General features: G+C 50.2%; 28 protein-coding genes and 1 other annotated feature. Of the genes, 1 reads left to right on the forward strand and 27 read right to left on the reverse strand.

Going from position 1 to position 23,596, the window contains the following annotated elements; all coding sequences use genetic code 11:
* Positions 1-3 precede the first annotated feature (3 nt).
* The 15 genes from M655_RS27180 to rpsJ all read right to left on the reverse strand — a co-directional run bounded on the left by M655_RS27180 (position 4) and on the right by rpsJ (position 6,723).
* Entirely contained in the window at positions 4-189 is a 186-nt protein-coding gene (locus tag M655_RS27180) for a type Z 30S ribosomal protein S14 (protein ID WP_005828830.1), read from the reverse strand.
* 24 nt (positions 190-213) lie between these two features.
* Positions 214-756 carry a 50S ribosomal protein L5 gene (gene rplE, locus M655_RS27185; protein ID WP_005828832.1) on the reverse strand — a complete coding sequence of 181 codons (543 nt, stop codon included), beginning with the start codon at positions 754-756 and terminating at the stop codon, positions 214-216.
* Positions 757-782: 26 nt separating this feature from the next.
* Positions 783-1,097 carry a 50S ribosomal protein L24 gene (gene rplX, locus M655_RS27190; RefSeq protein ID WP_005828833.1) on the reverse strand — a complete coding sequence of 105 codons (315 nt, stop codon included), beginning with the start codon at positions 1,095-1,097 and terminating at the stop codon, positions 783-785.
* A 49-nt stretch (positions 1,098-1,146) separates the two neighbouring features.
* Positions 1,147-1,515, reverse strand: coding sequence for a 50S ribosomal protein L14 (rplN, locus tag M655_RS27195; protein ID WP_005828835.1), 369 nt, complete (start codon positions 1,513-1,515; stop codon positions 1,147-1,149).
* A 41-nt stretch (positions 1,516-1,556) separates the two neighbouring features.
* Positions 1,557-1,823 (reverse strand): 30S ribosomal protein S17, encoded by a 267-nt coding sequence (rpsQ, locus tag M655_RS27200; protein WP_005828837.1) that lies wholly within the window; start codon positions 1,821-1,823, stop codon positions 1,557-1,559.
* A gap of 22 nt (positions 1,824-1,845) precedes the next feature.
* A complete protein-coding gene (rpmC, locus tag M655_RS27205) occupies positions 1,846-2,043 on the reverse strand; it encodes a 50S ribosomal protein L29 (protein ID WP_005828838.1) in 198 nt (65 codons plus the stop codon).
* Positions 2,033-2,467 (reverse strand): 50S ribosomal protein L16, encoded by a 435-nt coding sequence (gene rplP, locus M655_RS27210; RefSeq protein WP_007787078.1) that lies wholly within the window; start codon positions 2,465-2,467, stop codon positions 2,033-2,035. The genes rpmC and rplP overlap by 11 nt, the downstream gene beginning before the upstream one ends.
* 2 nt (positions 2,468-2,469) lie before the next feature.
* Positions 2,470-3,132: a 30S ribosomal protein S3 gene (rpsC, locus tag M655_RS27215; protein WP_005828842.1), complete on the reverse strand. Its 663-nt coding sequence runs from the start codon at positions 3,130-3,132 to the stop codon at positions 2,470-2,472.
* A 13-nt stretch (positions 3,133-3,145) separates the two neighbouring features.
* Positions 3,146-3,478, reverse strand: coding sequence for a 50S ribosomal protein L22 (gene rplV, locus M655_RS27220; RefSeq protein ID WP_005828844.1), 333 nt, complete (start codon positions 3,476-3,478; stop codon positions 3,146-3,148).
* A 29-nt stretch (positions 3,479-3,507) separates the two neighbouring features.
* The gene (gene rpsS, locus M655_RS27225; protein WP_005828846.1) at positions 3,508-3,789 is read right to left on the reverse strand and encodes a 30S ribosomal protein S19; all 282 of its coding nucleotides are present in this window, start codon (positions 3,787-3,789) and stop codon (positions 3,508-3,510) included.
* 49 nt (positions 3,790-3,838) lie between these two features.
* On the reverse strand, positions 3,839-4,669 hold the full coding sequence (rplB, locus tag M655_RS27230; protein ID WP_005828847.1) for a 50S ribosomal protein L2: 831 nt from the start codon (positions 4,667-4,669) through the stop codon (positions 3,839-3,841).
* Between the two features lie 32 nt (positions 4,670-4,701).
* Complete coding sequence (gene rplW / locus M655_RS27235) at positions 4,702-4,992, reverse strand: 50S ribosomal protein L23 (RefSeq protein WP_005828849.1); 291 nt, start codon at positions 4,990-4,992, stop codon at positions 4,702-4,704.
* Positions 4,992-5,615, reverse strand: coding sequence for a 50S ribosomal protein L4 (gene rplD / locus M655_RS27240; RefSeq protein ID WP_005828851.1), 624 nt, complete (start codon positions 5,613-5,615; stop codon positions 4,992-4,994). The genes rplW and rplD overlap by 1 nt, the downstream gene beginning before the upstream one ends.
* A 17-nt stretch (positions 5,616-5,632) precedes the next feature.
* Entirely contained in the window at positions 5,633-6,262 is a 630-nt protein-coding gene (gene rplC / locus M655_RS27245; protein WP_007787072.1) for a 50S ribosomal protein L3, read from the reverse strand.
* A gap of 152 nt (positions 6,263-6,414) precedes the next feature.
* On the reverse strand, positions 6,415-6,723 hold the full coding sequence (rpsJ, locus tag M655_RS27250) for a 30S ribosomal protein S10 (protein WP_005828858.1): 309 nt from the start codon (positions 6,721-6,723) through the stop codon (positions 6,415-6,417).
* A 352-nt stretch (positions 6,724-7,075) separates the two neighbouring features.
* On the opposite strand from rpsJ, the gene M655_RS27255 reads away from it, so the two are divergent.
* Positions 7,076-7,474: a globin domain-containing protein gene (locus tag M655_RS27255; protein WP_026556988.1), complete on the forward strand. Its 399-nt coding sequence runs from the start codon at positions 7,076-7,078 to the stop codon at positions 7,472-7,474.
* A gap of 6 nt (positions 7,475-7,480) precedes the next feature.
* Here the strand turns inward: M655_RS27255 and M655_RS27260 are convergent, their stop codons facing one another.
* The 12 genes from M655_RS27260 to rplA all read right to left on the reverse strand — a co-directional run bounded on the left by M655_RS27260 (position 7,481) and on the right by rplA (position 23,567).
* Complete coding sequence (locus M655_RS27260; protein ID WP_026556989.1) at positions 7,481-8,416, reverse strand: DMT family transporter; 936 nt, start codon at positions 8,414-8,416, stop codon at positions 7,481-7,483.
* Between the two features lie 162 nt (positions 8,417-8,578).
* Complete coding sequence (tuf, locus tag M655_RS27265) at positions 8,579-9,769, reverse strand: elongation factor Tu (protein ID WP_005828864.1); 1,191 nt, start codon at positions 9,767-9,769, stop codon at positions 8,579-8,581.
* 119 nt (positions 9,770-9,888) lie between these two features.
* Positions 9,889-11,967 carry an elongation factor G gene (gene fusA, locus M655_RS27270; RefSeq protein ID WP_005828865.1) on the reverse strand — a complete coding sequence of 693 codons (2,079 nt, stop codon included), beginning with the start codon at positions 11,965-11,967 and terminating at the stop codon, positions 9,889-9,891.
* Between the two features lie 71 nt (positions 11,968-12,038).
* Positions 12,039-12,509, reverse strand: a complete 471-nt coding sequence (gene rpsG / locus M655_RS27275; protein ID WP_005828872.1) for a 30S ribosomal protein S7 — start codon at positions 12,507-12,509, stop codon at positions 12,039-12,041.
* Positions 12,510-12,563: 54 nt separating this feature from the next.
* The gene (rpsL, locus tag M655_RS27280) at positions 12,564-13,007 is read right to left on the reverse strand and encodes a 30S ribosomal protein S12 (protein ID WP_005828873.1); all 444 of its coding nucleotides are present in this window, start codon (positions 13,005-13,007) and stop codon (positions 12,564-12,566) included.
* Positions 13,008-13,127: 120 nt separating this feature from the next.
* Positions 13,128-13,382 (reverse strand): 50S ribosomal protein L7ae-like protein, encoded by a 255-nt coding sequence (locus M655_RS27285; RefSeq protein WP_005828874.1) that lies wholly within the window; start codon positions 13,380-13,382, stop codon positions 13,128-13,130.
* 137 nt (positions 13,383-13,519) lie between these two features.
* On the reverse strand, positions 13,520-17,146 hold the full coding sequence (rpoC, locus tag M655_RS27290) for a DNA-directed RNA polymerase subunit beta' (RefSeq protein ID WP_005828875.1): 3,627 nt from the start codon (positions 17,144-17,146) through the stop codon (positions 13,520-13,522).
* 29 nt (positions 17,147-17,175) lie between these two features.
* The gene (rpoB, locus tag M655_RS27295; RefSeq protein ID WP_007787066.1) at positions 17,176-20,715 is read right to left on the reverse strand and encodes a DNA-directed RNA polymerase subunit beta; all 3,540 of its coding nucleotides are present in this window, start codon (positions 20,713-20,715) and stop codon (positions 17,176-17,178) included.
* Positions 20,716-21,022: 307 nt separating this feature from the next.
* On the reverse strand, positions 21,023-21,619 hold the full coding sequence (locus tag M655_RS27300) for a class I SAM-dependent methyltransferase (protein WP_005828879.1): 597 nt from the start codon (positions 21,617-21,619) through the stop codon (positions 21,023-21,025).
* 98 nt (positions 21,620-21,717) lie between these two features.
* Complete coding sequence (gene rplL / locus M655_RS27305; protein WP_005828881.1) at positions 21,718-22,080, reverse strand: 50S ribosomal protein L7/L12; 363 nt, start codon at positions 22,078-22,080, stop codon at positions 21,718-21,720.
* Positions 22,081-22,136: 56 nt separating this feature from the next.
* Positions 22,137-22,652 (reverse strand): 50S ribosomal protein L10, encoded by a 516-nt coding sequence (rplJ, locus tag M655_RS27310; RefSeq protein ID WP_005828883.1) that lies wholly within the window; start codon positions 22,650-22,652, stop codon positions 22,137-22,139.
* 24 nt (positions 22,653-22,676) lie between these two features.
* Positions 22,677-22,841 (reverse strand) — a sequence feature (ribosomal protein L10 leader region).
* Positions 22,842-22,883: 42 nt separating this feature from the next.
* The gene (rplA, locus tag M655_RS27315) at positions 22,884-23,567 is read right to left on the reverse strand and encodes a 50S ribosomal protein L1 (RefSeq protein ID WP_005828884.1); all 684 of its coding nucleotides are present in this window, start codon (positions 23,565-23,567) and stop codon (positions 22,884-22,886) included.
* Positions 23,568-23,596: the final 29 nt, after the last annotated feature.

The raw sequence follows: 23,596 nt of genomic DNA on the forward strand, positions 1-23,596 counted from the left end.
AAATTACCAGCTTGCTTTTTTCACGCCTGGAATTTGACCTTTATAAGCAAGTTCACGGAAGCAAATACGGCAGAGTTTGAATTTGCGCAATACGGAGTGCGGACGTCCGCAACGCTCGCAACGAGTGTACGCGCGCACTGCAAACTTCGGCTGCCGCTGTTGCTTGATAATCATAGATTTCTTTGCCACATTCTTCCCTCCTTACGAGTGGGTTTATTTACGGAATGGCATACCCATTTGAGTCAGCAGCTCACGAGCTTCTTCATCCGTTTTCGCGGAAGTAACAATTACGATGTCCATACCGCGAACTTTGTCAATTTTATCGTACTCGATCTCAGGGAAGATCAGTTGTTCCTTCAGACCAAGTGTGTAGTTACCGCGACCGTCAAATGCCTTGGAAGAGATTCCACGGAAGTCACGAACACGCGGAAGAGATACGTTCATCAATTTGTCGAGGAAGTGGTACATACGCTCGCCGCGCAGGGTAACCTTCGCACCGATCGGCATACCTTCACGCAGTTTGAAACCAGCGATGGATTTCTTTGCGCGAGTTACTACAGGTTTTTGTCCAGCAATAGTTTGCAGGTCTTCAACCGCAGCATCCAAGGTTTTAGCGTTACCTACCGCTTCGCCAACACCCATATTGATGATGATCTTTTCAACCTTCGGCACTTGCATGATGGAAGTGTAGTTGAACTTGCTCATCAGGCTAGGCACGATTTCTTTTGTGTACTTTTCTTTCAATCTTGTTGCCATCTAGGATATCCTCCTTTCCAACCTGACTACTTGTCGAGTACTTCGCCAGACTTTTTCGCGTACCGAACTTTCTTACCGTTATCCAAAACTTTGTAACCGATGCGAGTAGCTTTTCCGGACTTCGGATCGATCAAAGATACGTTGGAAACGTGAATCGCTGCTTCTTGAGTCACAATGCCACCTTGCGGGTTAGCTTGGGACGGACGGCTGTGTTTCTTCACGAGGTTGATACCTTCAACCAGAACGCGTTCTTTCTTCGGATAAGCAGCGAGAACGCGACCTTTTTTGCCTTTATCTTTGCCCGCAATTACGATAACAGTGTCGCCTTTTTTAACGTGCATCGCCTGGTGCACCTCCTATCGAACAAACTGCCTGAGTTTTTCCGTTCAATTAGATAACCTCTGGAGCCAGAGAGATGATCTTCATGAAATCTTTGTCGCGGAGCTCACGAGCTACTGGTCCAAAGATACGAGTACCACGTGGGGACTTATCTTCCTTGATGACTACCGCTGCATTTTCATCAAAACGGATGTAAGAACCATCTTGACGACGAACGCCGCTTACAGTGCGAACTACAACTGCTTTAACTACTTGACCTTTCTTGACAACGCCGCCGGGTGTAGCGGATTTTACGGAGCACACGATAACATCACCGATGTTCGCCGTTTTGCGACCGGAACCACCCAGAACCTTGATGCACATGAGTTCCTTTGCACCGGAGTTGTCAGCAACAGCCAATCTCGTCTGAGTTTGGATCATTTACTGTTCCTCCTTTCGGATTTGATATCCGAAAATCTGACTTATACGATTACTGCCTCTTCGACGATACGTACCAAACGGAAACGTTTATCTTTGGACAAAGGACGAGTTTCCATCAACTCTACGATGTCGCCCACTTTTGCCGTATTGTTCTCGTCGTGAGCCTTGAACTTTTTGGAGTATTTCACGCGTTTGCCGTACAACGGGTGTGTCTTGTAAGTTTCAACAAGCACAACAATGGTTTTATCCATTTTGTCGGAAACAACGCGACCTACAACGGATCGACGCATATTGCGTTCTGCGGTCATCGTTCAAACCTCCTTCCTTTAATTAGCCGATTCCCAATTCTCTCTGGCGCAGGATGGTTTTCGCACGAGCAATATCCTTACGCACTTGTTTGATGCGAGATGTGGTTTCGAGTTGACCTGTAGCCAACTGGAAACGAAGGTTGAACAACTCTTCTTTCAAAGAAGCGACGTTTTGTTCGATCTCGGCAGTGGTCAAATTGCGGAACTCATTAGCCTTCATGTGCGTCACCACCCACTTCTTCACGCTTCACGAATTTGCATTTGATAGGCAGCTTGTGCATAGCAAGACGCATAGCTTCGCGAGCGACTTCTTCAGGTACGCCAGCAAGTTCGAACATGATCTTGCCTGGCTTCACTACCGCTACCCATTTCTCAGGAGAACCTTTACCGGAACCCATCCGTACTTCGAGCGGCTTTTGTGTAATTGGCTTGTCAGGGAAGATTTTAATCCACACTTTACCGCCACGCTTGATGTAACGAGTCATCGCGATACGAGCAGCCTCGATCTGACGGTTAGTTACCCAAGATGGCTCCAATGCTTGCAATCCGTATTCACCGAACGCAACAGTAGTACCGCCTTTTGCGTTACCAGCCATTTTCCCGCGGTGTTGTTTACGGTGTTTCACGCGTTTTGGCGTCAACATGATTACTTGCCTCCTTCCTCAGTAGCGACGTTCTTTCTCGCTGGAAGGACTTCTCCACGGTAGATCCACACTTTTACACCGATGCGACCATATGTGGTATGAGCTTCAGCAGTACCGTAGTCGATGTCGGCACGCAGAGTGTGAAGCGGAACAGTACCTTCGCTGTAACCTTCAGAACGTGCGATGTCCGCGCCGCCAAGACGACCGCTTACCAAGGTTTTGATACCTTTAGCACCTGCACGCAGCGTACGAGTGATCGATTGCTTTTGAGCACGACGGAAAGAAATGCGGTTTTCCAATTGACGAGCGATGTTTTCAGCTACCAGAGTAGCATCCAGATCCGGACGTTTTACTTCGTTGATATTGATATGAACGCGTTTGCCAGTCAAATCAGTCAAGGATTTGCGCAGAATTTCTACCTCTGCCCCACCTTTACCAATTACCATACCAGGCTTAGCGGTGTGAATCGTTACGTTCACGCGATTAGCTGCGCGTTCGATTTCGATAGTGGATACAGCAGCATCTTTCAGACGCCCTTTTACAAACTTGCGGATTTTCAAGTCTTCGTGCAACAGAGTTGCGAAGTCCTTGTCAGCGTACCATTTGGACTCCCAGTCACGAATGACACCGATCCGAAGACCTACCGGGCTTACCTTTTGACCCACACGTAATCCCTCCTTATTTCTCGTTTAGTACCACTGTGATGTGGCTAGTGCGTTTATGGATGCGGCTTGCGCGACCCATAGCGCGCGGACGGAAACGCTTCAACGTAGGACCTTGGTCCACGAAGATTTTGCTAACTACCAGGCTGTTTGGATCCATTTCGTAGTTGTGCTCAGCGTTTGCAATAGCCGACTTCAGGAGCTTTTCAACAACTGGAGAAGCTGCTTTTGGCGTGTGTTTCAAGATCGCCAACGCTTCACCTACTTGCTTGCCTCTAATCAAGTCAACCACCAGGCGGACTTTACGAGACGCAATGCGAATATTGCGAGCAACTGCTCTTGCTTCCATCTTTGTACCTCCTCTCTGTCAAGAGAAAATTAGCGCTTCTTGGATTTCTTGTCGTTGTCGACGTGACCCTTGAAGGTACGAGTTGGTGCGAACTCACCCAATTTGTGACCAACCATGTCTTCCGATACGTATACTGGAACATGTTTGCGACCATCGTATACAGCAAACGTGTGTCCTACGAACTCAGGGAAGATGGTGGAACGACGAGACCAGGTTTTGATCACGCGTTTCTCGTTCTTTTCATTTTGCTCGTCAACTTTTTTCATCAAGTGGTCATCCACGAAAGGACCCTTTTTTAAGCTACGTCCCATTAGTGAACCTCCCTTCGCCAAAGGCGTTCGGTTATTGTATCAGCCTACCTTACTTCTTGCGGCGGCGGATGATGTATTGGTCGGACTTGTTCTTCTTCTTGCGAGTCTTGAGACCCAGGGTTGGTTTACCCCAAGGAGTAACAGGTGCTTTACGACCGATTGGAGCGCGACCTTCACCACCACCGTGTGGGTGATCGTTCGGGTTCATTACGCTACCGCGAACAGTTGGACGAATACCCAACCAGCGGGAACGTCCTGCTTTACCGATGTTCAGCAGTTCGTGATCGAGGTTACCTACTTGACCGATAGTAGCGCGGCATACGTTGTGGATGCGGCGAGTCTCACCGGAAGACAGGCGAACGATTACGAACTCACCATCACGACCCAACAGTTGAGCGGAAGCACCAGCAGCGCGAACCAGTTGGCCACCTTTGCCTGGTTTCAGCTCGATGTTGTGGATGGTAGTACCTACCGGGATTTTTTCCAGCGGCAGCGCGTTACCGATTTTGATGTCGGCATCTGCTCCGGAAATGATCTCGTCTCCAACTTTCAGGTTGTGAGGAGCGAGGATGTAACGTTTTTCACCATCAACGTAGTTGATAAGTGCGATGTTAGCGGAACGGTTTGGATCGTATTCGATAGTAGCTACGCGACCTACGATGCCGTCTTTGTTACGCTTGAAGTCGATAATACGGTATTTACGTTTATGACCGCCACCTTGATGACGTACGGTAATTCTACCTTGGTTGTTGCGACCAGCTTTTTTGCTAAGAGGCGCCAGCAAGGATTTTTCGGGAGTCGACGTAGTGATCTCCTCGAAAGTAGAAACCGTCATTTGGCGACGACCAGGAGAAGTCGGTTTAAACTTTTTGATACCCATGTTAATACCCTCCTTTTCGGTAGTCGTCGAGGTTATACTCCCTCGTAGAAGGCCAGTTCTTTGCTGTCATCAGTCAGCTTCACGATTGCTTTCTTCCACTCGGATGTGTAACCGGAGTATTTTCCGTAGCGTTTTGGTTTAGCAGGGACACGGATAGTGTTAACTGCTTCTACTTTCACGCCGAACACTTTTTCAACAGCTTGCTTGATTTCGGTTTTGTTGGCTTTGAGAGGTACTTCGAAAACGTACTTCTTCTCAGCCATCATATCAGTGGTGCGCTCGGTAATGACAGGGCGCTTAAGGACGTCATGAAGGCTCTTCATTATGCGAGCACCTCCTCTACTTTCGCAACCGCGTCTTTCGTCACGATTACTTTGTCATGCGCTACCAGATCCAGAACGTTAATGCCTGCAGCATCTACAAATTTAGCACCTGGGATGTTACGGGAAGAGAGAGCTACGTTTTGATCGAACTCGGAAGTTACGATCAGAACTTTGCGATCTACTTTCAGGTTGTTCAAAACAGCGGTCATTTCCTTGGTTTTAGGAGCTGCGAAGTTCAATGCATCCAGAACCAGGAGTTCGTTGTTTTGTACTTTCGCGGACAGTGCGGATTTCAGAGCCAGACGGCGAACTTTACGGTTCAGTTTGTAACCGTATTTGCGCGGAGTTGGACCGAATACAACACCGCCACCTTTCCATTGCGGAGAGCGAATGGAACCTTGGCGTGCGCGACCTGTACCTTTTTGGCGCCATGGCTTGCGGCCACCGCCACGTACTTCAGAACGGTTCTTTACATCGTGTGTTCCTTGACGTTGGGATGCTTGTTGCATCACGATCGCATCGTACAGAACAGCGTTGTTAGGCTCAATCCCGAATACGCTATCTGCCAATTCGATTTCGCCAACTTGAGAACCAGTTTGGTTATAAAGAGCTACTTTCGGCATGTCAGTTCCTCCTTTCCTTAGTGTTTCTTGACTGCCGTCGATACCAGTACACAACTGTTTTTCGGACCAGGCACGGAGCCTTTTACGAGAATCAGGTTGCGAGCAGCATCTACTTTAATTACTTCCAGATTTTGGATGGTTACCTTGTCGCCACCCATTTGTCCTGGCAGGGTTTGACCTTTGAAAACGCGGTTTGGAGCGACAGCACCCATGGAACCAGGACCGCGATGGTAGCGCGAACCGTGAGCCATAGGACCGCGGGATTGGTTGTGACGTTTGATCGCACCTTGGAAACCTTTACCCTTGGTTACGCCAGACACGTCAACGATGTCTCCCTCGGCAAAAATGTCTACTTTCAACTCTTGACCAACCTCGTAATCAGCGAGGTTAACTCCGCGAATTTCGCGAACGAAGCGCTTAGGAGCAGTGTTAGCTTTTGCTGCATGTCCTTTTTCCGGCTTGTTAGCGCGCTGTTCTTTTTTGTCTTCGAAGCCGATTTGAATCGCTTCGTAGCCATCGTTCTCCACATCTTTCTTTTGAAGAACCACGTTAGAACCTGCTTCGATAACCGTTACAGCGATCGCTGTTCCGTTTGGACCAAAAACTTGAGTCATGCCAAGTTTTTTCCCTAAGATTCCTTTGGTCATTTGTGCCACCTCCTGTGCTTATTTCAGTAAAAAAACGTTTTTATGTTGTATCAAGTCCCCACCGATGCGCAGGGGTGCCATTTTAAGGGTTTGTTGCTTGGTATAACACGCTTATCAAGACAACGTCTGCGCGTGTATCGCTTTTTGGGACCTTACAGTTTGATCTCGATGTCTACACCGGATGGCAGATCCAGACGCATCAAAGCATCTACTGTTTGTGGTGTAGGGTTCAAGATGTCGATCAAACGTTTGTGAGTACGCATCTCGAATTGCTCGCGAGAATCTTTGTACTTGTGCACCGCACGCAGGATCGTATAAACTGCTTTCTCGGTCGGAAGCGGGATTGGGCCGGATACGTTTGCTCCGGAACGCTTCGCTGTGTCCACGATTTTCTCTGCGGATTGATCGAGGATTTTGTGATCATACGCCTTCAAACGAATACGAATCTTTTGCTTTGCCATTTTAGTCCCTCCTTTTTCGCCCATTTATTAAACAGACATTTCTCCGTGGAAATATCCTGCACCCCGGTCATGGCAAAGGGGCCGGGTGTGTCAGCAACCTCCCACATCATCGCAAGTCCATGACCAACATTCAATATTGTACTAAAAATATCTGGGCAACGCAAGTGATTTCTTGGTCTCCCGCACATTTTTTGTACACGCGAGCCTACTGAAAGACTCACCTCGTCCATATTACTGATTTCCCGGCAGAAAGGCAAGCGGGATTACCTGCCAACTTCCTCCCGTCCTATCTATAATAGAAAGAAGACGTTATACTAAGGAATGAGCTGTCTAAGCAAAGGAGGCTGTCTGTATGTCTGAAGCCATTCGCACTCCGTATGAAATGATTGGCGGGGCCGATACGTTGGCTCGTCTTGTTGATGCCTTTTACGATCTGGTTGCCCGGCACCCTGATCTTGCTCCCCTTTTCCCTGAAGACTTCACGGAAGTAAAAGAACGCCAATATCAGTTTCTCACACAGTTTCTCGGCGGCCCGGCTCTCTATACAGAGCGCCACGGGCATCCGATGCTGCGCGCACGCCACATGCTCTTTCCGATCGGCCCTGTCCAAGCGGAAGCCTGGCTGGCTTGTATGAAAACCGCCATGGACAAAACCGGGCTGGAAGGCGAGCTTCGGGAACAAATTTTTGAGCGGCTGCGTTTGACTGCTTATCATATGGTGAACAAGTGGGACCAAGAAGAAAAAGCGTAGGATATCCTACGCTTTTGTCGTTAGTTCGGGAGCTGCTTTGGATGGAACCGGGGTCGGCTTAACCAAATTGCGCGAACCGAGGTACACCCCACCTACAATCATAAACAGCGCGAGCACGTGCACGAGCTTCAGTTGCTCTCCGAGAAACAGTGCGGAGAACAGCAGGCTGGCCATTGGCATTCCGTTCAAAAATACGGCTGTTCGGCTGGCTCCCAGTTGGCGGATGCCGTAGTTCCAGCCGACCGAGCCGAGCGCGGTGGAAAGTGCGCCTGAGACGAAGATCACCAGCCACTGGAACGGCGATACCTCCAGGGAAAAATAGTACGATGCCGGCTGTTGCACGAGCGCTGCCGCCCACAAAAAGACGATCCCGAACATTTGCGACAAGGCCGTAATCAGCAGCACAGGCACTCCGCGGACAACCAGCTTGCGGATCAGCAAGCCTCCTGTTACATACATGAGCATGGAGAAAAACATGATGGCGTCGCCCCAGCCGTTCATATGAAAACCTCCGTGCTGGGAAATGACCACAATCAGCACTCCCGCAAAGCCTACGCCAATGCCAAGCCCTTTTTGCCACGACATGGCTTCGCCGAGAAAGATCATCGCCAGCAAAGCTGTCGCCAAAGGATTCAACCCCAAAATCAGCGAAGCGTTGCCTGCCGTTGTCGTCTGGACGCCTGCCGCCAGAGTGATCTGGTGCAGCGCAATCGAGCTGGCTCCCACACCCGCGATCAGCAGCCAGTCGCCTTTTTTCAAACGCAGATTCGTTTTGAATTTATAAATAATAGGTGCCAGGCATACTCCCGCCACCGTCATCCGAATCGCAGCAACGTAGAGCGGCGGAAACGTGGCGAGGTATTTCACCATTACCACGTTCAAGCCCCAAAGCGTGACAACGCCGATCAGCATGAAAAACAACAACTTCTCCTTGTTTTGCATTTCTCTATCCCCCATCCACTGATCGTATTGTAGCACACGGCCAGTCGCCGGCTTATTGAATCATTTTGATGGGAACGATGCAGAAAATTGATGAGACCCTGTCATACAAAAAGAAAAACCCGACAACAAATGCTGTCGGGTTTTTGTACGTATCAGTAAATCTTACGCGTCGATAGAAGCTACAACGCCAGCGCCTACTGTACGGCCACCTTCGCGGATCGCGAAGCGAGTACCTTGTTCCATCGCTACTGGAGCGATCAGTTCAACGGTGAACTCAGTGTTGTCGCCAGGCATAATCATTTCAACGCCTTCTGGCAGTTGGATGATACCTGTTACGTCAGTTGTACGGAAGTAGAATTGTGGACGGTAGTTAGCAAAGAAAGGAGTGTGACGTCCGCCCTCTTCTTTGGACAGAACGTAAACTTCTGCTTTGAACTTGGTGTAAGGCTTAACGGAACCTGGTTTCGCCAAGCATTGTCCACGCTCGATGTCTTTACGCTCAACACCGCGCAGCAGGGCACCGATGTTGTCACCAGCTTGAGCTTGATCCAGCAATTTGCGGAACATCTCAACACCAGTTACAGTTGTGGAGCGAGTTTCTTCAGCCAGACCAACGATTTCTACTTGGTCACCGACTTTAACGATACCGCGCTCTACACGGCCAGTAGCAACTGTACCACGACCAGTGATTGTGAACACGTCCTCAACTGGCATCAGGAAAGGCTTGTCAGTTGCGCGCTCAGGAGTTGGGATGTAGTTGTCAACAGCGTCCATCAGTTCAACAACTTTTTGAGCCCATTCGCCAGTTGGGTTGTCGAGAGCTTCTTTAGCGGAACCTTTGATTACTGGGATATCGTCGCCTGGGAACTCGTATTGGGAGAGCAGGTCACGGATTTCCATTTCAACCAGTTCGAGCAACTCTTCATCGTCTACCATGTCGCATTTGTTCATGAATACTACGATGTAAGGTACGCCTACTTGGCGGGACAGCAGGATGTGTTCGCGAGTTTGTGGCATTGGGCCGTCAGCCGCGGATACAACCAGGATAGCGCCGTCCATTTGAGCAGCACCGGTAATCATGTTTTTCACGTAGTCAGCGTGACCAGGGCAGTCAACGTGAGCATAGTGACGGTTTTCAGTTTCGTACTCAACGTGAGCGGTGTTGATGGTGATACCGCGCTCTTTTTCTTCTGGAGCAGCATCGATGCTGTCATAAGCCATAGCTTTTGCTTTACCTTGTTGCGCCAATACAGTAGTGATCGCAGCAGTCAGGGTAGTTTTACCGTGGTCAACGTGACCGATGGTACCGATGTTAACGTGTGGTTTATTACGCTCAAATTTTTCTTTTGCCATGAGAGCTAAAGCCTCCTTAAATGATAAGGGTTTTATAGGTAAGAAAGGTTTACCCTATCAAGGGTTGTACCTTAAACATTGTAAACCTTTCCTGATTCAAGATAAAGCGGAACCGTAAATTATTCGCCTTTCGATTTCTTAATGATCTCTTCAGCGATGAATTTAGGTACTTCTTCGTAGTGGTCAATCACCATGGAGTAAACGCCACGGCCTTGGGTACGGGAACGAAGAACTGTGGAGTAACCGAACATCTCGGACAGTGGTACCATCGCACGGATTACTTGTGCATTCGCACGAGCTTCCATACCTTCGATACGACCGCGGCGGGAGTTCAGGTCGCCCATTACGTCGCCCATGTACTCTTCCGGCATTGTAACTTCTACTTTCATGATTGGCTCGAGCAATACAGCGCCACATTTTTTCGCAGCTTCTTTCAGAGCGAGAGAACCTGCTACTTTAAACGCCATCTCGGAGGAGTCGACATCATGGTAGCTACCGTCTACGATCGTAGCTTTGATGTCAACCAGCGGGAAGCCGGCGAGAACACCATTTTTCATCGCTTCTTCGATACCCGCTTGTACAGCAGGGATGTATTCGCGCGGTACCACACCACCGACGATTTTGTTTTCGAATTGGAAGCCTTGTCCTGGTTCGAGTGGTTCGAACTCCACCCAAACGTGACCGTATTGACCACGACCACCGGACTGACGAACGAATTTACCTTCCACTTTCGCAGCTTTACGGAATGTTTCACGGTAAGCTACTTGTGGAGCACCTACGTTCGACTCGACTTTAAATTCGCGTTTCAGACGGTCAACGATGATCTCCAGGTGAAGCTCACCCATACCGGAGATGATTGTTTGACCAGTCTCTTCGTCTGTGCGGGTTCTGAACGTTGGATCCTCTTCAGCCAGTTTGGACAGGCCGATACCCATCTTGTCTTGGTCTGCTTTGGATTTTGGTTCGATCGCAACAGAGATAACTGGCTCTGGGAATTCCATAGACTCGAGGATTACAGGAGCCTTTTCATCACACAGAGTATCACCAGTTGTCGTATCTTTCAAACCTACAGCCGCAGCGATGTCACCGGAGTAAACCGTTTGGATCTCTTCGCGGTGGTTTGCGTGCATTTGCAGGATACGACCTACACGTTCGCGTTTACCTTTTGTGGAGTTCAGAACGTAAGAACCGGAGTTCAGTACGCCGGAGTAAACGCGGAAGAAGGTCAGACGGCCTACGTACGGGTCAGTCATGATCTTGAAGGCAAGAGCAGAGAACGGACCGTTGTCGTCTGCAGGACGTTCAACTTCATCTTCAGTGTCAGGCAAAGTACCTTTGATTGCAGGGATGTCTACTGGAGATGGCAGATAACGAACAACGTTGTCCAGCATAGGCTGAACACCTTTGTTACGGTAGGAAGATCCGCACATTACAGGAGTCAGTTTGCACTCAATGGTACCTTTGCGCAGAGCCGCACGGATTTCGTCGTTGGTCAGCTCTTCGCCTTCCAAGTACTTCATCATCAGCTCTTCGTCTTGTTCCGCAGCCGCTTCAACCAGTGCCAGACGCAGCTCTTCGCACTTGTCTTTCAGCTCAGCAGGGATTTCGGTAGCATCGGAAGTTTTGCCCAGGTCATCGGTATAGATGATTGCCTTCATTTCGATCAGGTCAACCATACCTTTGAATTGGTCTTCTGCTCCGATTGGATATTGAACTGCTACTGGATTTGCACCCAGACGAGTTTTGATCTGCTCCAAGCACATATCAAAGTTAGCGCCCAAGATATCCATTTTGTTGATGTAGCACATACGCGGTACGCCGTAGCGGTCAGCTTGGCGCCATACGGTTTCGGTTTGCGGCTCAACGCCACCTTTTGCGTCAAAAACGGTTACAGCACCGTCAAGAACGCGCAGGGAGCGCTCAACTTCTACAGTGAAGTCTACGTGGCCTGGCGTGTCGATGATGTTAATACGATGGCCATTCCATTGAGCGGTAGTAGCAGCCGAAGTGATGGTGATACCGCGCTCTTGCTCTTGTTCCATCCAGTCCATGGTTGCTGCACCTTCGTGCACCTCACCAATCTTGTGAACGCGACCGGTGTAGAACAGAATACGCTCAGTCGTTGTCGTCTTACCAGCATCGATGTGAGCCATGATACCGATATTACGCGTATTCGGCAAAGAGAACTCGCGAGCCATTCAGGTATGCTCCTTCCATACTCGAGTTTTTGAATAAACGGGTATCCAAAACGGACACCCGATTCAATTTCCTACCAGCGATAGTGAGCAAACGCTTTGTTCGCTTCAGCCATCTTGTGCGTGTCTTCACGCTTTTTAACTGCTGCACCGGTGTTGTTAGCTGCGTCCATGATCTCGTTAGCCAGACGTTGTTCCATGGTTTTCTCTCCACGGCTACGGGAGTAGTTAACCAGCCAACGCAAACCAAGAGTAGTACGGCGCTCCGGTTTTACTTCGATTGGTACTTGGTAGTTAGCACCACCTACACGGCGAGCTTTAACTTCCAGTACAGGCATTACGTTTTTCAGTGCTTCTTCAAACACTTCCATCGGGTTGCGACCAGTGCGCTCCTGAATGATGGTGAATGCGTTGTAGAGAATATTTTGCGCTACACCGCGTTTGCCATCCAACATCAGGCGGTTAATCAAACGAGTAACCAGCTTGCTGTTGTAAATAGGATCAGGCAACACGTCACGACGGGTTACAGGACCTTTACGAGGCATCGTATTCCCTCCTTCTTTTCGGTATAAATTCACGCCACTTCACAGGCGTTTTTCTTATTTCTTTTTCGCTGCTGCAGCCGCTTGACCTGGTTTTGGACGTTTTGTACCGTATTTGGAACGACCTTGTTTACGGTTGTTAACGCCTGCAGTGTCAAGTGCACCACGAACGATATGGTAGCGTACCCCTGGCAAGTCTTTTACACGACCGCCGCGCACCAGCACGACGCTATGCTCTTGCAGGTTGTGGCCAATACCACCGATGTAAGCTGTTACCTCGATTCCGTTAGTCAAACGCACACGAGCGTATTTACGCAACGCGGAGTTCGGTTTTTTCGGAGTCATGGTACCTACACGAGTGCAAACACCACGTTTTTGAGGAGAGCTTTGGTTGGTTTGGCTTTTCTTGAAGCTGTTGTACCCTTTTTGCAGAGCTGGGGACTTCGACTTCACAACCTTGTCCTCGCGACCTTTACGCACCAATTGGTTAATTGTAGGCATGATGTTACCTCCCTTCTTAATACCCAATCTTCAAGACCACAGATCCAGGTGAGTCATTTTTAGGCCAAATAGAAAGTTCTTGTCCACCTTTTACGCACTGCGTAACAGACAAAAACATCGTTAACCACTTTTCTTAATCGCAGCGGTAGCCGCTCCCACTTCAATTCCGCACGCTTTGCCTAACCGGCGCATGGAATCTACATGAATGACTGGAACACCCTTCTCTTTGCAAAGGAGCTCGACTTTTTGGGTCAAACGTCTGTCAGCATCAGCCGCGATGTAAACTGCTTCAACCTGGAGGTTTTCCACGGCTTTCATCGTTTGCTTGATACCGATCGTCAACTCCTTGGCCCGCTCTACTTTTTCATAAGACATGATTCTCATATCCTCCAAAGTACAGATGTCAGGCACACTTGAATATAATATCAGGTGGGTCAGTTGTTGTCAACGCCCAGCTCATATTTTTATTCAGGAAGGCGCCCACCAAATTTTGACGGGCGCCACTCCTGTTATTACTCGACAGAAACTGCTTCCTGCTCTGCTTTCAGAGCTTCCTGTTCTGCTTCGTAATCAACCTGACTAGCTACTTTTACATTGCGATAACGGGACATACCGGTACCTGCCGGAACGAGTTTCCCGATAATCACGTTTTCTTTCAGGCCAAGCAGGCGATCCACTTTTCCTTTGATCGCTGCATCGGTAAGAACGCGAGTCGTCTCCTGGAACGAAGCTGCCGACAGGAAAGAGTCGGTTTCCAGGGATGCTTTTGTAATCCCCAAAAGAACCGGACGGCCTACTGCCGGGTTTTTGCCTTCGAGGAGAACTTTTGCGTTCGCTTGCTCAAACTCCGGAACTTCCACATAGGAGCCTGGCAGGAGGTCTGTGTCTCCGCTGTCGATGACGCGCAGCTTGCGGAGCATCTGACGGATCATAACCTCAACGTGCTTGTCGTTAATTTCTACACCCTGCATGCGGTAAACTTTTTGTACCTCTTGCAAAATGTAGTTGGAAACGCCGCGCATGCCGCGAACTTTGAGCATTTCTTTCGGGTCTACGGAACCTTCCGTGAGCTCGTCACCGGCACTCAGCTTGGTACCGACAGATACCTTGATACGCGCACCGTATGGAGCAGAGTACACTTTGCTTTCCGCTTCCCCGCGAACTTCGATTTCACGACGGTCCTTGCCTTCGCGAATGTCGACAACTTCCCCGTCGATTTCGGAAATAACGGCCTGACCTTTTGGATTGCGCGCTTCAAACAGCTCTTGAATACGCGGCAAACCTTGGGTAATATCGTCTCCGGCAACCCCACCGGTATGGAAGGTACGCATGGTCAGCTGGGTACCAGGCTCACCAATGGACTGAGCGGCGATAATACCAACCGCTTCTCCCACTTCCACCTCGGCTCCGGTTGCCAGGTTGCGTCCGTAGCACAGTTTGCAGACACCATGGCTGGTGCGGCAAGCGAGTACGTTGCGGATGTAGACACTTGTGATGCCCACTTTTTCGATATACTCGGCAACTTCTTCAGTAATTTCCTCGTTGCGGCCGACGATGACTTCGTTTGTTTCCGGATGGCGCAATGTCTCAAAGCATGTACGTCCAACCAGACGGTCAGACAGCTTCTCGATTTCTTCCCGGCCATCCTTGATCGCTGTAACACGGATCCCTTTATCCGTACCGCAATCTTTTTCGCGGACGATCACGTCTTGAGCAACGTCTACGAGACGACGGGTCAAGTAACCCGAGTCCGCAGTACGCAGCGCCGTATCGGCGAGACCTTTCCGCGCACCGTGCGTGGAGATAAAGTACTCCAATACGGTCAGACCTTCACGGAAGTTGGATTTGATCGGCAACTCGATGATTCGGCCGGACGGGTTCGCCATCAGACCGCGCATACCAGCGAGCTGTGTGATCTGGGACACGTTACCGCGGGCACCGGAGTTCGCCATCATGAAGATCGCATTGAATTTGTCCATGGACTTCATGAGTACGTCGGTTACTTCGTCCTTGGCTTTGGACCAGATCGAGATGACACGGTCGTAACGCTCGTCTTCGGTAATCAGACCGCGACGGAACTGCGTCATGACGGTTGCAACCTTTTTATCCGCTTCTTCCAGAATGTCTTTCTTCTTCTCTGGTACGGCAATGTCCGCTACCGCGATGGTAATACCGGCTTTTGTCGAGTACGTGAAGCCCAGTTCCTTGATCTTGTCGAGGATCATGGACGTTTTCATCGTACCGAAGCGACGGAAGCACTCGGAAATGATCGTTCCCAAGAAGCCTTTTTTCACCGCGCCCGGATCAGGCAGGTTCTTGATGAACTCGGTAACGTTGACGCCTTTATCGAAAATAAAGTATTCGTCAGGAACCATGTTTTGCAGGTTCGCTTTGGTTGGTACGTTGATGTACGGCAGCTCTGGCGGGAAGATTTCGTTGAAGATCACTTTCCCGACCGTTGTTACGATGAGCGCGTTCTGCTGGCGCTCGGTAAAGCTGGTTTTGTTCAGGCGCTTCGCTGGCAGAGCGATGCGCGTATGCAGGCTGATAAAGCCTTGCTGGTAAGCGGCAATCGCATCGTGAGGATCGCGATAAATCGTACCCTCGCCTTTGTCGCCTTCACGTTCCAGTGTCAGATAGTAAGAACCAAGCACCATGTCCTGGGATGGCGTTACTACTGGTTTACCGTCTTTCGGGTTCAAGATGTTTTGCGCTGCCAGCATGAGAATACGGGCTTCCGCCTGCGCCTCTGCAGACAGCGGAACGTGAACCGCCATCTGGTCACCGTCGAAGTCCGCGTTGTACGCTGTACAAACGAGCGGATGCAGACGGATCGCGCGGCCTTCAACCAGTACCGGTTCGAAAGCCTGGATACCCAGACGGTGCAAGGTGGGGGCACGGTTCAGAAGCACTGGATGCTCGCGAATGACGTCTTCAAGAACGTCCCATACTTCAGGCTGAACGCGCTCTACCTTGCGCTTGGCGCTCTTGATGTTGTGAGCGAGTCCTTTGGAAACCAGCTCTTTCATCACGAACGGTTTAAAAAGTTCCAGCGCCATTTCTTTTGGCAGACCGCACTGGTACATCTTCAGGTTAGGTCCTACAACGATAACGGAACGTCCGGAGTAGTCAACACGCTTACCGAGCAGGTTTTGGCGGAAACGTCCTTGTTTACCTTTCAGCATGTGGCTGAGAGATTTCAGCGGACGATTACCTGGGCCAGTCACCGGACGACCGCGGCGGCCGTTGTCGATGAGCGCGTCTACTGCTTCCTGCAGCATCCGTTTTTCGTTTTGTACGATAATGTCAGGAGCACCCAGTTCGAGCAGGCGCTTCAGACGGTTATTCCGGTTGATTACGCGACGGTACAGATCGTTCAGGTCGGAAGTGGCAAAACGTCCACCATCCAACTGAACCATCGGACGAAGCTCTGGCGGGATTACCGGCAAAACGTCCAGAACCATCCAATCCGGGTGGTTGCCGGAGTTGCGGAATGCCTCCAGCACTTCCAGGCGCTTGATCGCGCGGTTGCGACGTTGGCCTTGTGCTGTTTTCAGGTCTTCCTTCAGCATTTCCACGTCTTTGTCCAGATCGATTTCCGCGAGCAGGCGCTTGATCGCCTCCGCCCCCATCATCGCTTGGAAAGAGTGGCCGTATTTCTCCCGATAGTTGCGGTACTCCTTTTCCGAGAGCAACTGCTTTTTATCGAGTGGTGTGTCACCTGGATCGGTTACTACATAAGAAGCGAAGTAGATAACTTCTTCCAGGGAACGCGGGGACATGTCGAGCACCAAGCCCATGCGGCTTGGAATCCCTTTGAAATACCAGATGTGAGAAACTGGGGCAGCCAGCTCAATATGCCCCATGCGCTCACGCCGTACTTTGGCGCGGGTCACTTCCACGCCGCAACGGTCGCACACTACACCTTTATAACGTACACGCTTGTACTTACCGCAATGGCACTCCCAGTCCTTGGTCGGTCCAAAGATGCGTTCGCAGAACAAGCCGTCTTTTTCCGGTTTCAGTGTGCGGTAGTTGATCGTCTCTGGCTTTTTCACTTCCCCGAAAGACCACGAACGGATCTTATCGGGGGAAGCCAAGCCGATCTTCATATATTCGAAGTTGTTCACGTCTATCACAGGGCGTTACCTCCCTTTGTACCGGAATCTTACTCGTCGTTCAAGCTTCCACCTTCGAGAACGAGGTTCAGTTTTTCACCGTTGCCTTCATCCTCGTCTTCCATTTCTCGCATTTCAATCTCCTGCTCGTCACCGGACAGGATCTTCACGTCCATACCCAAGCTTTGCAGTTCCTTGATAAGAACCTTGAACGATTCAGGAACACCTGGCTCTGGTACGTTTTCACCTTTGACAATCGCTTCGTACGTCTTCACACGGCCCACGACGTCATCCGACTTGACGGTGAGGATTTCCTGCAAGGTGTAGGCTGCACCGTAAGCTTCCAATGCCCAAACCTCCATCTCCCCGAAACGCTGTCCGCCGAACTGGGCTTTACCACCCAATGGCTGCTGGGTAACGAGAGAGTATGGACCAGTAGAACGAGCGTGGATTTTGTCATCCACCAAGTGAGCCAGTTTCAGCATGTATACGCATCCGACCGTTACACGACGATCGAACGGTTCACCTGTACGTCCATCGTACAAAATGGTTTTACCATCGCGGTCGAGGCCAGCCTCTTCCAACGTCTCGAATACTTCCGCCTGACGGGCACCGTCGAATACAGGTGTCGCCACGTGGATGCCGAGAAGCTTCGCCGCCATACCCAGGTGCGTCTCCAATACCTGACCGATGTTCATACGCGAAGGTACGCCGAGCGGGTTCAGGACGATTTCAACCGGAGAGCCGTCTGGGAGGAATGGCATATCCTCTTCTGGCATGATCCGCGCGATAACCCCTTTGTTACCATGTCGTCCGGCCATTTTGTCACCCACGGAAATTTTCCGTTTTTGGGCGATATAGACACGTACCAGTTGGTTTACGCCTGGAGGCAGCTCGTCGCCGTTCTCACGCGTAAATACTTTTACGTCTACAACAATACCGGAACCACCGTGCGGCACGCGCAGGGATGTATCGCGAACTTCACGAGCTTTTTCCCCGAAGATAGCGTGCAGGAGGCGTTCTTCCGCAGTCAGCTCGGTAACCCCTTTAGGCGTTACTTTACCAACGAGGATATCGCCGTCCTGGATCTCCGCACCGACGCGGATAATACCGCGCTCATCCAGGTTTTTCAGAGCGTCTTCCCCGACGTTTGGAATATCGCGGGTGATTTCCTCTGGACCCAGTTTGGTGTCGCGAGCTTCGGACTCGTATTCTTCAATATGGATCGACGTGTAAACGTCATCCTTCACAAGCTTCTCGCTAAGGAGAATCGCATCCTCGTAGTTGTAACCTTCCCACGTCATAAACGCGACGATTACGTTACGTCCCAGTGCCAATTCACCTTTTTCGGTGGATGGACCGTCACCAATGATATCGCCTTTTTCAATCCAGTCTCCGCGTCTTACGATCGGGCGCTGGTTGATGCAAGTACCTTGGTTGGAACGGATGAACTTGTGCAATTTGTATTTGTCGATGTCTCCGGCTACTTTCTTGCCGTCGATTTCTTTGTAGCGGCGAACCCAGATTTCGCGAGCCGTTACGCGCTCAACCTGGCCCGGATGCTTCGCGACGATCGCCACACCGGAGTCTTGCGCTGCTTTGTGTTCCATACCAGTACCGACGAACGGCGCTTGTGGAATCAAAAGCGGAACGGCCTGCCGCTGCATGTTGGAACCCATCAGCGCGCGGTTCGCGTCATCGTTCTCCAGGAACGGAATGAGCGCGGTCGCCACGGATACAACCTGCTTCGGCGATACGTCCATGAAGTCTACCTTGTCGCGCGGCACGCTCAAGATCTCGCCTTTACGACGGCAGATAACCATGTCGTTGACAAAGCGGCCATCCTCATCGAGAGGCTGGTTCGCCTGCGCCACGTTGAACACGTCTTCTTCATCCGCAGTCAGATAAACGATGTCGTTCAGAACAAAGCCTGTTTCCGGGTCTACCTTGCGGCGCGGTGTCTCGATAAAGCCGTAGTCGTTGATGCGCGCAAAAGACGACAGCGAGTTAATCAACCCGATATTCGGACCCTCCGGCGTCTCAATTGGACACATACGGCCATAGTGAGAGTGGTGAACGTCGCGCACTTCGAAGCCTGCGCGCTCACGCGTCAAACCACCCGGTCCGAGAGCGGACAGACGGCGTTTGTGCGTCAGTTCGGCCAACGGGTTCGTTTGATCCATGAACTGGGAAAGCTGCGAGCTTCCGAAGAACTCCTTCAGCGATGCGATCACTGGACGGATGTTAATCAGAGCCTGCGGCGTAATCTGGTTCTGATCCTGGATGGACATGCGCTCGCGCACCACGCGCTCCATACGGGACAAACCGATACGGAACTGGTTTTGCAAAAGCTCACCCACGGAACGCAGACGACGGTTGCCCAAGTGGTCAATATCGTCCGTGGAACCGACACCGTGCAGCAGGTTCATGAAGTAGTTGATCGCCGCTACGATGTCCGCCGGCGTAATATGCTTGACAGATTTATCTACGTTCCCGTTTCCGATCACCTTGATGATCTTGCCATCTTCAATCGGAGAGAAAATATTGATGGATTGCAGACGAATCGTATCCTCTTCCAAAACGCCGCCATGCGTGCGAACGTCCAGATAGCCGACGTTGCCTTCAAGCGCTGGCAGGATGCGATCCAGTAGACGACGGTCAATCATTTGACCCGCTTCGGCGAAAATTTCACCTGTGGTGGTATCGACCAATGTCTCAGCCAGGCGCTGGTTGTACAGACGGTTTTTCAGATGAAGCTTTTTGTTCATTTTGTAACGACCTACAGATGCCAGGTCATAGCGCTTTGGATCGAAGAAGCGAGAGATCAAGAGGCTCTTCGCGTTTTCGACTGTTGGCGGCTCGCCCGGACGCAGACGCTCGTAAATTTCGATGAGCGCTTTTTCCGTAGAGTCGGTGTTGTCTTTTTCCAGCGTGTTCTTGATGTACTCATCTTCACCCAGCAAGTTGAGAATCTCAATGTCGGAACCAAAGCCGAGTGCACGCAAAAGAACCGTTACCGGGATTTTTCGCGTACGGTCGATGCGGACATAAATTACGTCTTTCGCATCGGTCTCCAGCTCCAGCCACGCACCCCGGTTCGGGATTACCGTAGCTGTAAACGTCTGCTTGCCGTTTTTGTCCACTTTGGTGTTGTAATATACACTGGGGGAACGAACAAGCTGGCTGACGATTACGCGCTCAGCACCATTAATAATGAAGGTTCCCGTTTCGGTCATGAGCGGGAAATCCCCCATGAAGACTTCTTGTTCCTTCACTTCTCCCGTCTCTTTGTTCAACAAACGTACCTTCACACGCAGAGGCGCCGCATAGGTGACGTCACGTTCTTTCGACTCGTCAACATCGTACTTCGGCTCTCCCAAACTGTAGTCGATAAACTCCAGCACGAGATTGCCAGTGAAGTCCTGGATTGGCGAAATGTCTTGGAACATCTCACGGAGCCCCTCATCAAGGAACCATTGGTAGGACTTTTGCTGAATCTCGATGAGATTTGGAAGGCCCAGCACTTCGTTAATACGTGAATACGTACGACGCTGGCGGTGTCGGCCACTTTGAATCACTTTACCTGCCAACTTATTCACCCCTCAGGTTGTGTTTTCACACATAGAAACTTGGCATTCGGCAATCTTGCAATCGCGAGCGAACACCTTAAAATAAAAATGGGTTAAAGCAGCATCAACCATTTTTAACCCAGAGAAAATCTATTTTAAAAGAATTCCCATGTTTTTACACAAACATTCCTCTTTCAGGAAAAAAGTAGAAACGCTTGACAGACAGGGAATTGCTGAAAAATAGACATTTATCCCATATTGACATTTTATAATGCTACCACAATCAAATATTCACGTCAAGAAAACTTTTCTAAGGATTGTCGCTTGACTATTTGATTGCCCGAAAGATGGAGTATCCCTTTTCCCGATCCACTTCAATCACTTCACGGTACGTCTCTTGCAGCTTCTTCAGAGCAGACGGAGCGCCTTGCTTTTTCTGAATCACTACCCACATCTCTCCATCTTCCACGAGCAGCGCATGTCCTTCAGTAAAAATGCGATGCACAATTTCCTTGCCCGCCCGAATCGGCGGATTGGTCAAAATGACGTCGTACTGCTCGCCTTGCACGGCGCTGTAAACGTCACTGACCCGCACCTCAACATTTTTGATCCCGTTTCTTTCGGCATTCCGACGAGCCAGGTCAACCGCACGCTCATTCACGTCGATCATCGTCACCCGCCCCTGATCCGCAAGCGTGGCAGCCGTCAAGCCGATCGGCCCGTAGCCACAGCCCACATCCAGCACACGCGCATGACTGCCGATCTCCATGTTTTCGATGAGCAATACACTTCCAAAGTCAATCCGGTCCCGGGAAAAAACGCCTGCGTCCGTGATGAAGCGCAGCTCCTTCCCGCGCAGCACAAACGAAAACTGCTGCTCGTCATGCGCTGCCCCCGGCCGATTGGTGTAATAGTGATCTGCCACGTGTGATTCACCCTTCCTCATCGATTGGAAAACACTCGCCGTCCCCTTACAGAAAAACCCCCTGCCGCAGGCAAGGGGAATTTCTAAAGAAAGCTAACTTACTTCACTTCTACTTGTGCGCCAGCTTCTTCGAGTTTTGCTTTGAGAGATTCTGCTTCTTCTTTGGAAACGCCCTCTTTGAGTGTTTTTGGAGCGTTGTCTACCAGGTCTTTCGCTTCTTTCAGACCCAGACCAGTCAGTTCGCGAACAACTTTGATTACGTTGATTTTGGAAGCGCCGCCGCTTACCAGGGTTACAGTGAATTCAGTTTGCTCAGCAGCAGCTTCAGCAGCGCCACCAGCAACTACAGCTACAGGAGCAGCAGCAGTTACGCCGAATTCTTCTTCGATTGCTTTTACCAGGTCGTTCAGTTCGAGAACGGACATGCCTTTAATGGCTTCCAAGATTTGCTCTTTAGACATTTTGAAATCCTCCATTCATGGAATAGTATTTGTGTAAGCTTTACCCGATCAGACGATTACGCGCCTTGACCTTCTTTTTGCTCGGCCACTGCTTTGATTGCCAACGCAACGTTGCGCATTGGAGCTTGCAGGACGGAGAGAAGCATGGACAAGAGACCTTCGCGGGAAGGAAGAGTTGCCAGTGCTTTGATTTGCTCTGCACCAACTACTTTGCCTTCGATCACGCCACCCTTGATTTCCAGCTTTTCGTTTTTCTTCGCAAATTCCGCGATGATTTTTGCTGGAGCGACAACATCGTCTTTGGAGAACGCCAGAGCGTTCGGGCCAGTCAGATATTGATCCAGTTCAGTCAGGTTTTCCTTCTCGGTAGCCAGACGAGTCAGGGAGTTTTTCAACACCTGGAACTCAACACCAGCTTCACGCAGTTGTTTGCGGAGCTCGGTAACTTGGGCTACAGTCAGACCGCGGTAGTCAGCCACCACTGTGGTTTGGCTCTCGCGGAGCTTGGTTGCGATTTCGTTGATCGCTTGTACCTTTTCTTCACGAATAACGGTTGGACGAATTTCTGCCATTGTTTACACCTCCCGTGCTCTAATCCTGGAAAAAGAAGAATGCCCTCGCAGACATCACGAGGGCATAATGCTCTATCGTCAAAGGAAATCCACATTTCCTCATTCGTACATTACACGCCTCGGAGGGATATTAAGCGTTACTCTTGCAAGCACCGCACCTTCTGTCTACGGCATATTCTTTTCGTCAACAGGAACTATCTTAACAACTCCCCAAAAGGAAGTCAAGCGTCATTATTTTACAGCTACGCGTACACCAGGACCCATTGTAGAGCTCAGGGTTACATTTTTCATGTAAACACCTTTTGCTGCAGCCGGTTTCGCACGGTTCAGCGCTTCTGTCAGAGCAGCCAGGTTTTCAGCCAGCTTGTCAGCGTCGAAAGACACTTTTCCGATCGGAGCGTGGATGTTACCTGCCTTGTCTACGCGGTACTCGATTTTACCGGCTTTGATTTCGTTAACCGCTTTGGTTACGTCGAAAGTAACTGTACCGGTTTTAGGGTTTGGCATCAGGCCTTTTGGACCGAGTACACGACCCAATTTCCCTACTTCACCCATCATGTCAGGAGTAGCTACTACGACGTCAAAGTCGAACCAGCCACCTTGGATTTTCGCGATCATGTCTGCATCGCCTACGAAGTCAGCGCCAGCAGCTTCTGCTTCTTTTGCTTTTTCGCCTTTTGCAAATACAAGAACGCGTTGTACTTTACCAGTACCGTGTGGCAATACTACAGCACCACGGATTTGTTGGTCAGCACGTTTCGGGTCTACACCCAAACGGAATGCTGCTTCAACTGTTTCGTCGAATTTAGCAGTAGCTGCTTTTTTAACCAGCTCAATGCCTTCGACTACTTCGTACACTTTGTTTTTATCAACGAGCTTTACGGCCTCTTGATACTTCTTACCTTTTTTAGCCATGAATAAAAATCTCCCTTCAATGTGGTCGT

Source organism: Brevibacillus sp. NSP2.1 (assembly GCF_000470975.2).
GTDB lineage: Bacteria > Bacillota > Bacilli > Brevibacillales > Brevibacillaceae > Brevibacillus > Brevibacillus agri.

Bases quoted from the DNA above. Each gene is read 5' to 3' on its own strand.
- rplX (WP_005828833.1), bottom strand. From the start codon at position 1,097: ATGCACGTTAAAAAAGGCGACACTGTTATCGTAATTGCGGGCAAAGAT.
- rpmC (WP_005828838.1), bottom strand. From the start codon at position 2,043: ATGAAGGCTAATGAGTTCCGCAATTTGACCACTGCCGAGATCGAACAA.
- rplD (WP_005828851.1), bottom strand. From the start codon at position 5,615: ATGCCGAAAGTAGCTCTTTATAACCAAACTGGTTCTCAAGTTGGCGAA.
- rpsL (WP_005828873.1), bottom strand. From the start codon at position 13,007: ATGCCTACAATTAACCAATTGGTGCGTAAAGGTCGCGAGGACAAGGTT.
- rplW (WP_005828849.1), bottom strand. From the start codon at position 4,992: ATGAAGAGCCTTCATGACGTCCTTAAGCGCCCTGTCATTACCGAGCGC.
- rplN (WP_005828835.1), bottom strand. From the start codon at position 1,515: ATGATCCAAACTCAGACGAGATTGGCTGTTGCTGACAACTCCGGTGCA.
- rplC (WP_007787072.1), bottom strand. From the start codon at position 6,262: ATGACCAAAGGAATCTTAGGGAAAAAACTTGGCATGACTCAAGTTTTT.
- rpsS (WP_005828846.1), bottom strand. From the start codon at position 3,789: ATGGGACGTAGCTTAAAAAAGGGTCCTTTCGTGGATGACCACTTGATG.
- rplA (WP_005828884.1), bottom strand. From the start codon at position 23,567: ATGGCTAAAAAAGGTAAGAAGTATCAAGAGGCCGTAAAGCTCGTTGAT.
- rplJ (WP_005828883.1), bottom strand. From the start codon at position 22,652: ATGGCAGAAATTCGTCCAACCGTTATTCGTGAAGAAAAGGTACAAGCG.
- tuf (WP_005828864.1), bottom strand. From the start codon at position 9,769: ATGGCAAAAGAAAAATTTGAGCGTAATAAACCACACGTTAACATCGGT.
- rpsQ (WP_005828837.1), bottom strand. From the start codon at position 1,823: ATGACCGCAGAACGCAATATGCGTCGATCCGTTGTAGGTCGCGTTGTT.
- fusA (WP_005828865.1), bottom strand. From the start codon at position 11,967: ATGGCTCGCGAGTTCTCTTTGCCGAATACGCGTAATATCGGTATCATG.
- rplB (WP_005828847.1), bottom strand. From the start codon at position 4,669: ATGGGTATCAAAAAGTTTAAACCGACTTCTCCTGGTCGTCGCCAAATG.
- M655_RS27255 (WP_026556988.1), top strand. From the start codon at position 7,076: ATGTCTGAAGCCATTCGCACTCCGTATGAAATGATTGGCGGGGCCGAT.
- rpsG (WP_005828872.1), bottom strand. From the start codon at position 12,509: ATGCCTCGTAAAGGTCCTGTAACCCGTCGTGACGTGTTGCCTGATCCT.
- rplV (WP_005828844.1), bottom strand. From the start codon at position 3,478: ATGGAAGCAAGAGCAGTTGCTCGCAATATTCGCATTGCGTCTCGTAAA.
- rplE (WP_005828832.1), bottom strand. From the start codon at position 756: ATGGCAACAAGATTGAAAGAAAAGTACACAAAAGAAATCGTGCCTAGC.
- M655_RS27260 (WP_026556989.1), bottom strand. From the start codon at position 8,416: ATGCAAAACAAGGAGAAGTTGTTGTTTTTCATGCTGATCGGCGTTGTC.
- rplL (WP_005828881.1), bottom strand. From the start codon at position 22,080: ATGTCTAAAGAGCAAATCTTGGAAGCCATTAAAGGCATGTCCGTTCTC.
- M655_RS27285 (WP_005828874.1), bottom strand. From the start codon at position 13,382: ATGTCTTATGAAAAAGTAGAGCGGGCCAAGGAGTTGACGATCGGTATC.
- rplP (WP_007787078.1), bottom strand. From the start codon at position 2,467: ATGTTGACGCCAAAACGCGTGAAACACCGTAAACAACACCGCGGGAAA.
- rpsJ (WP_005828858.1), bottom strand. From the start codon at position 6,723: ATGGCAAAGCAAAAGATTCGTATTCGTTTGAAGGCGTATGATCACAAA.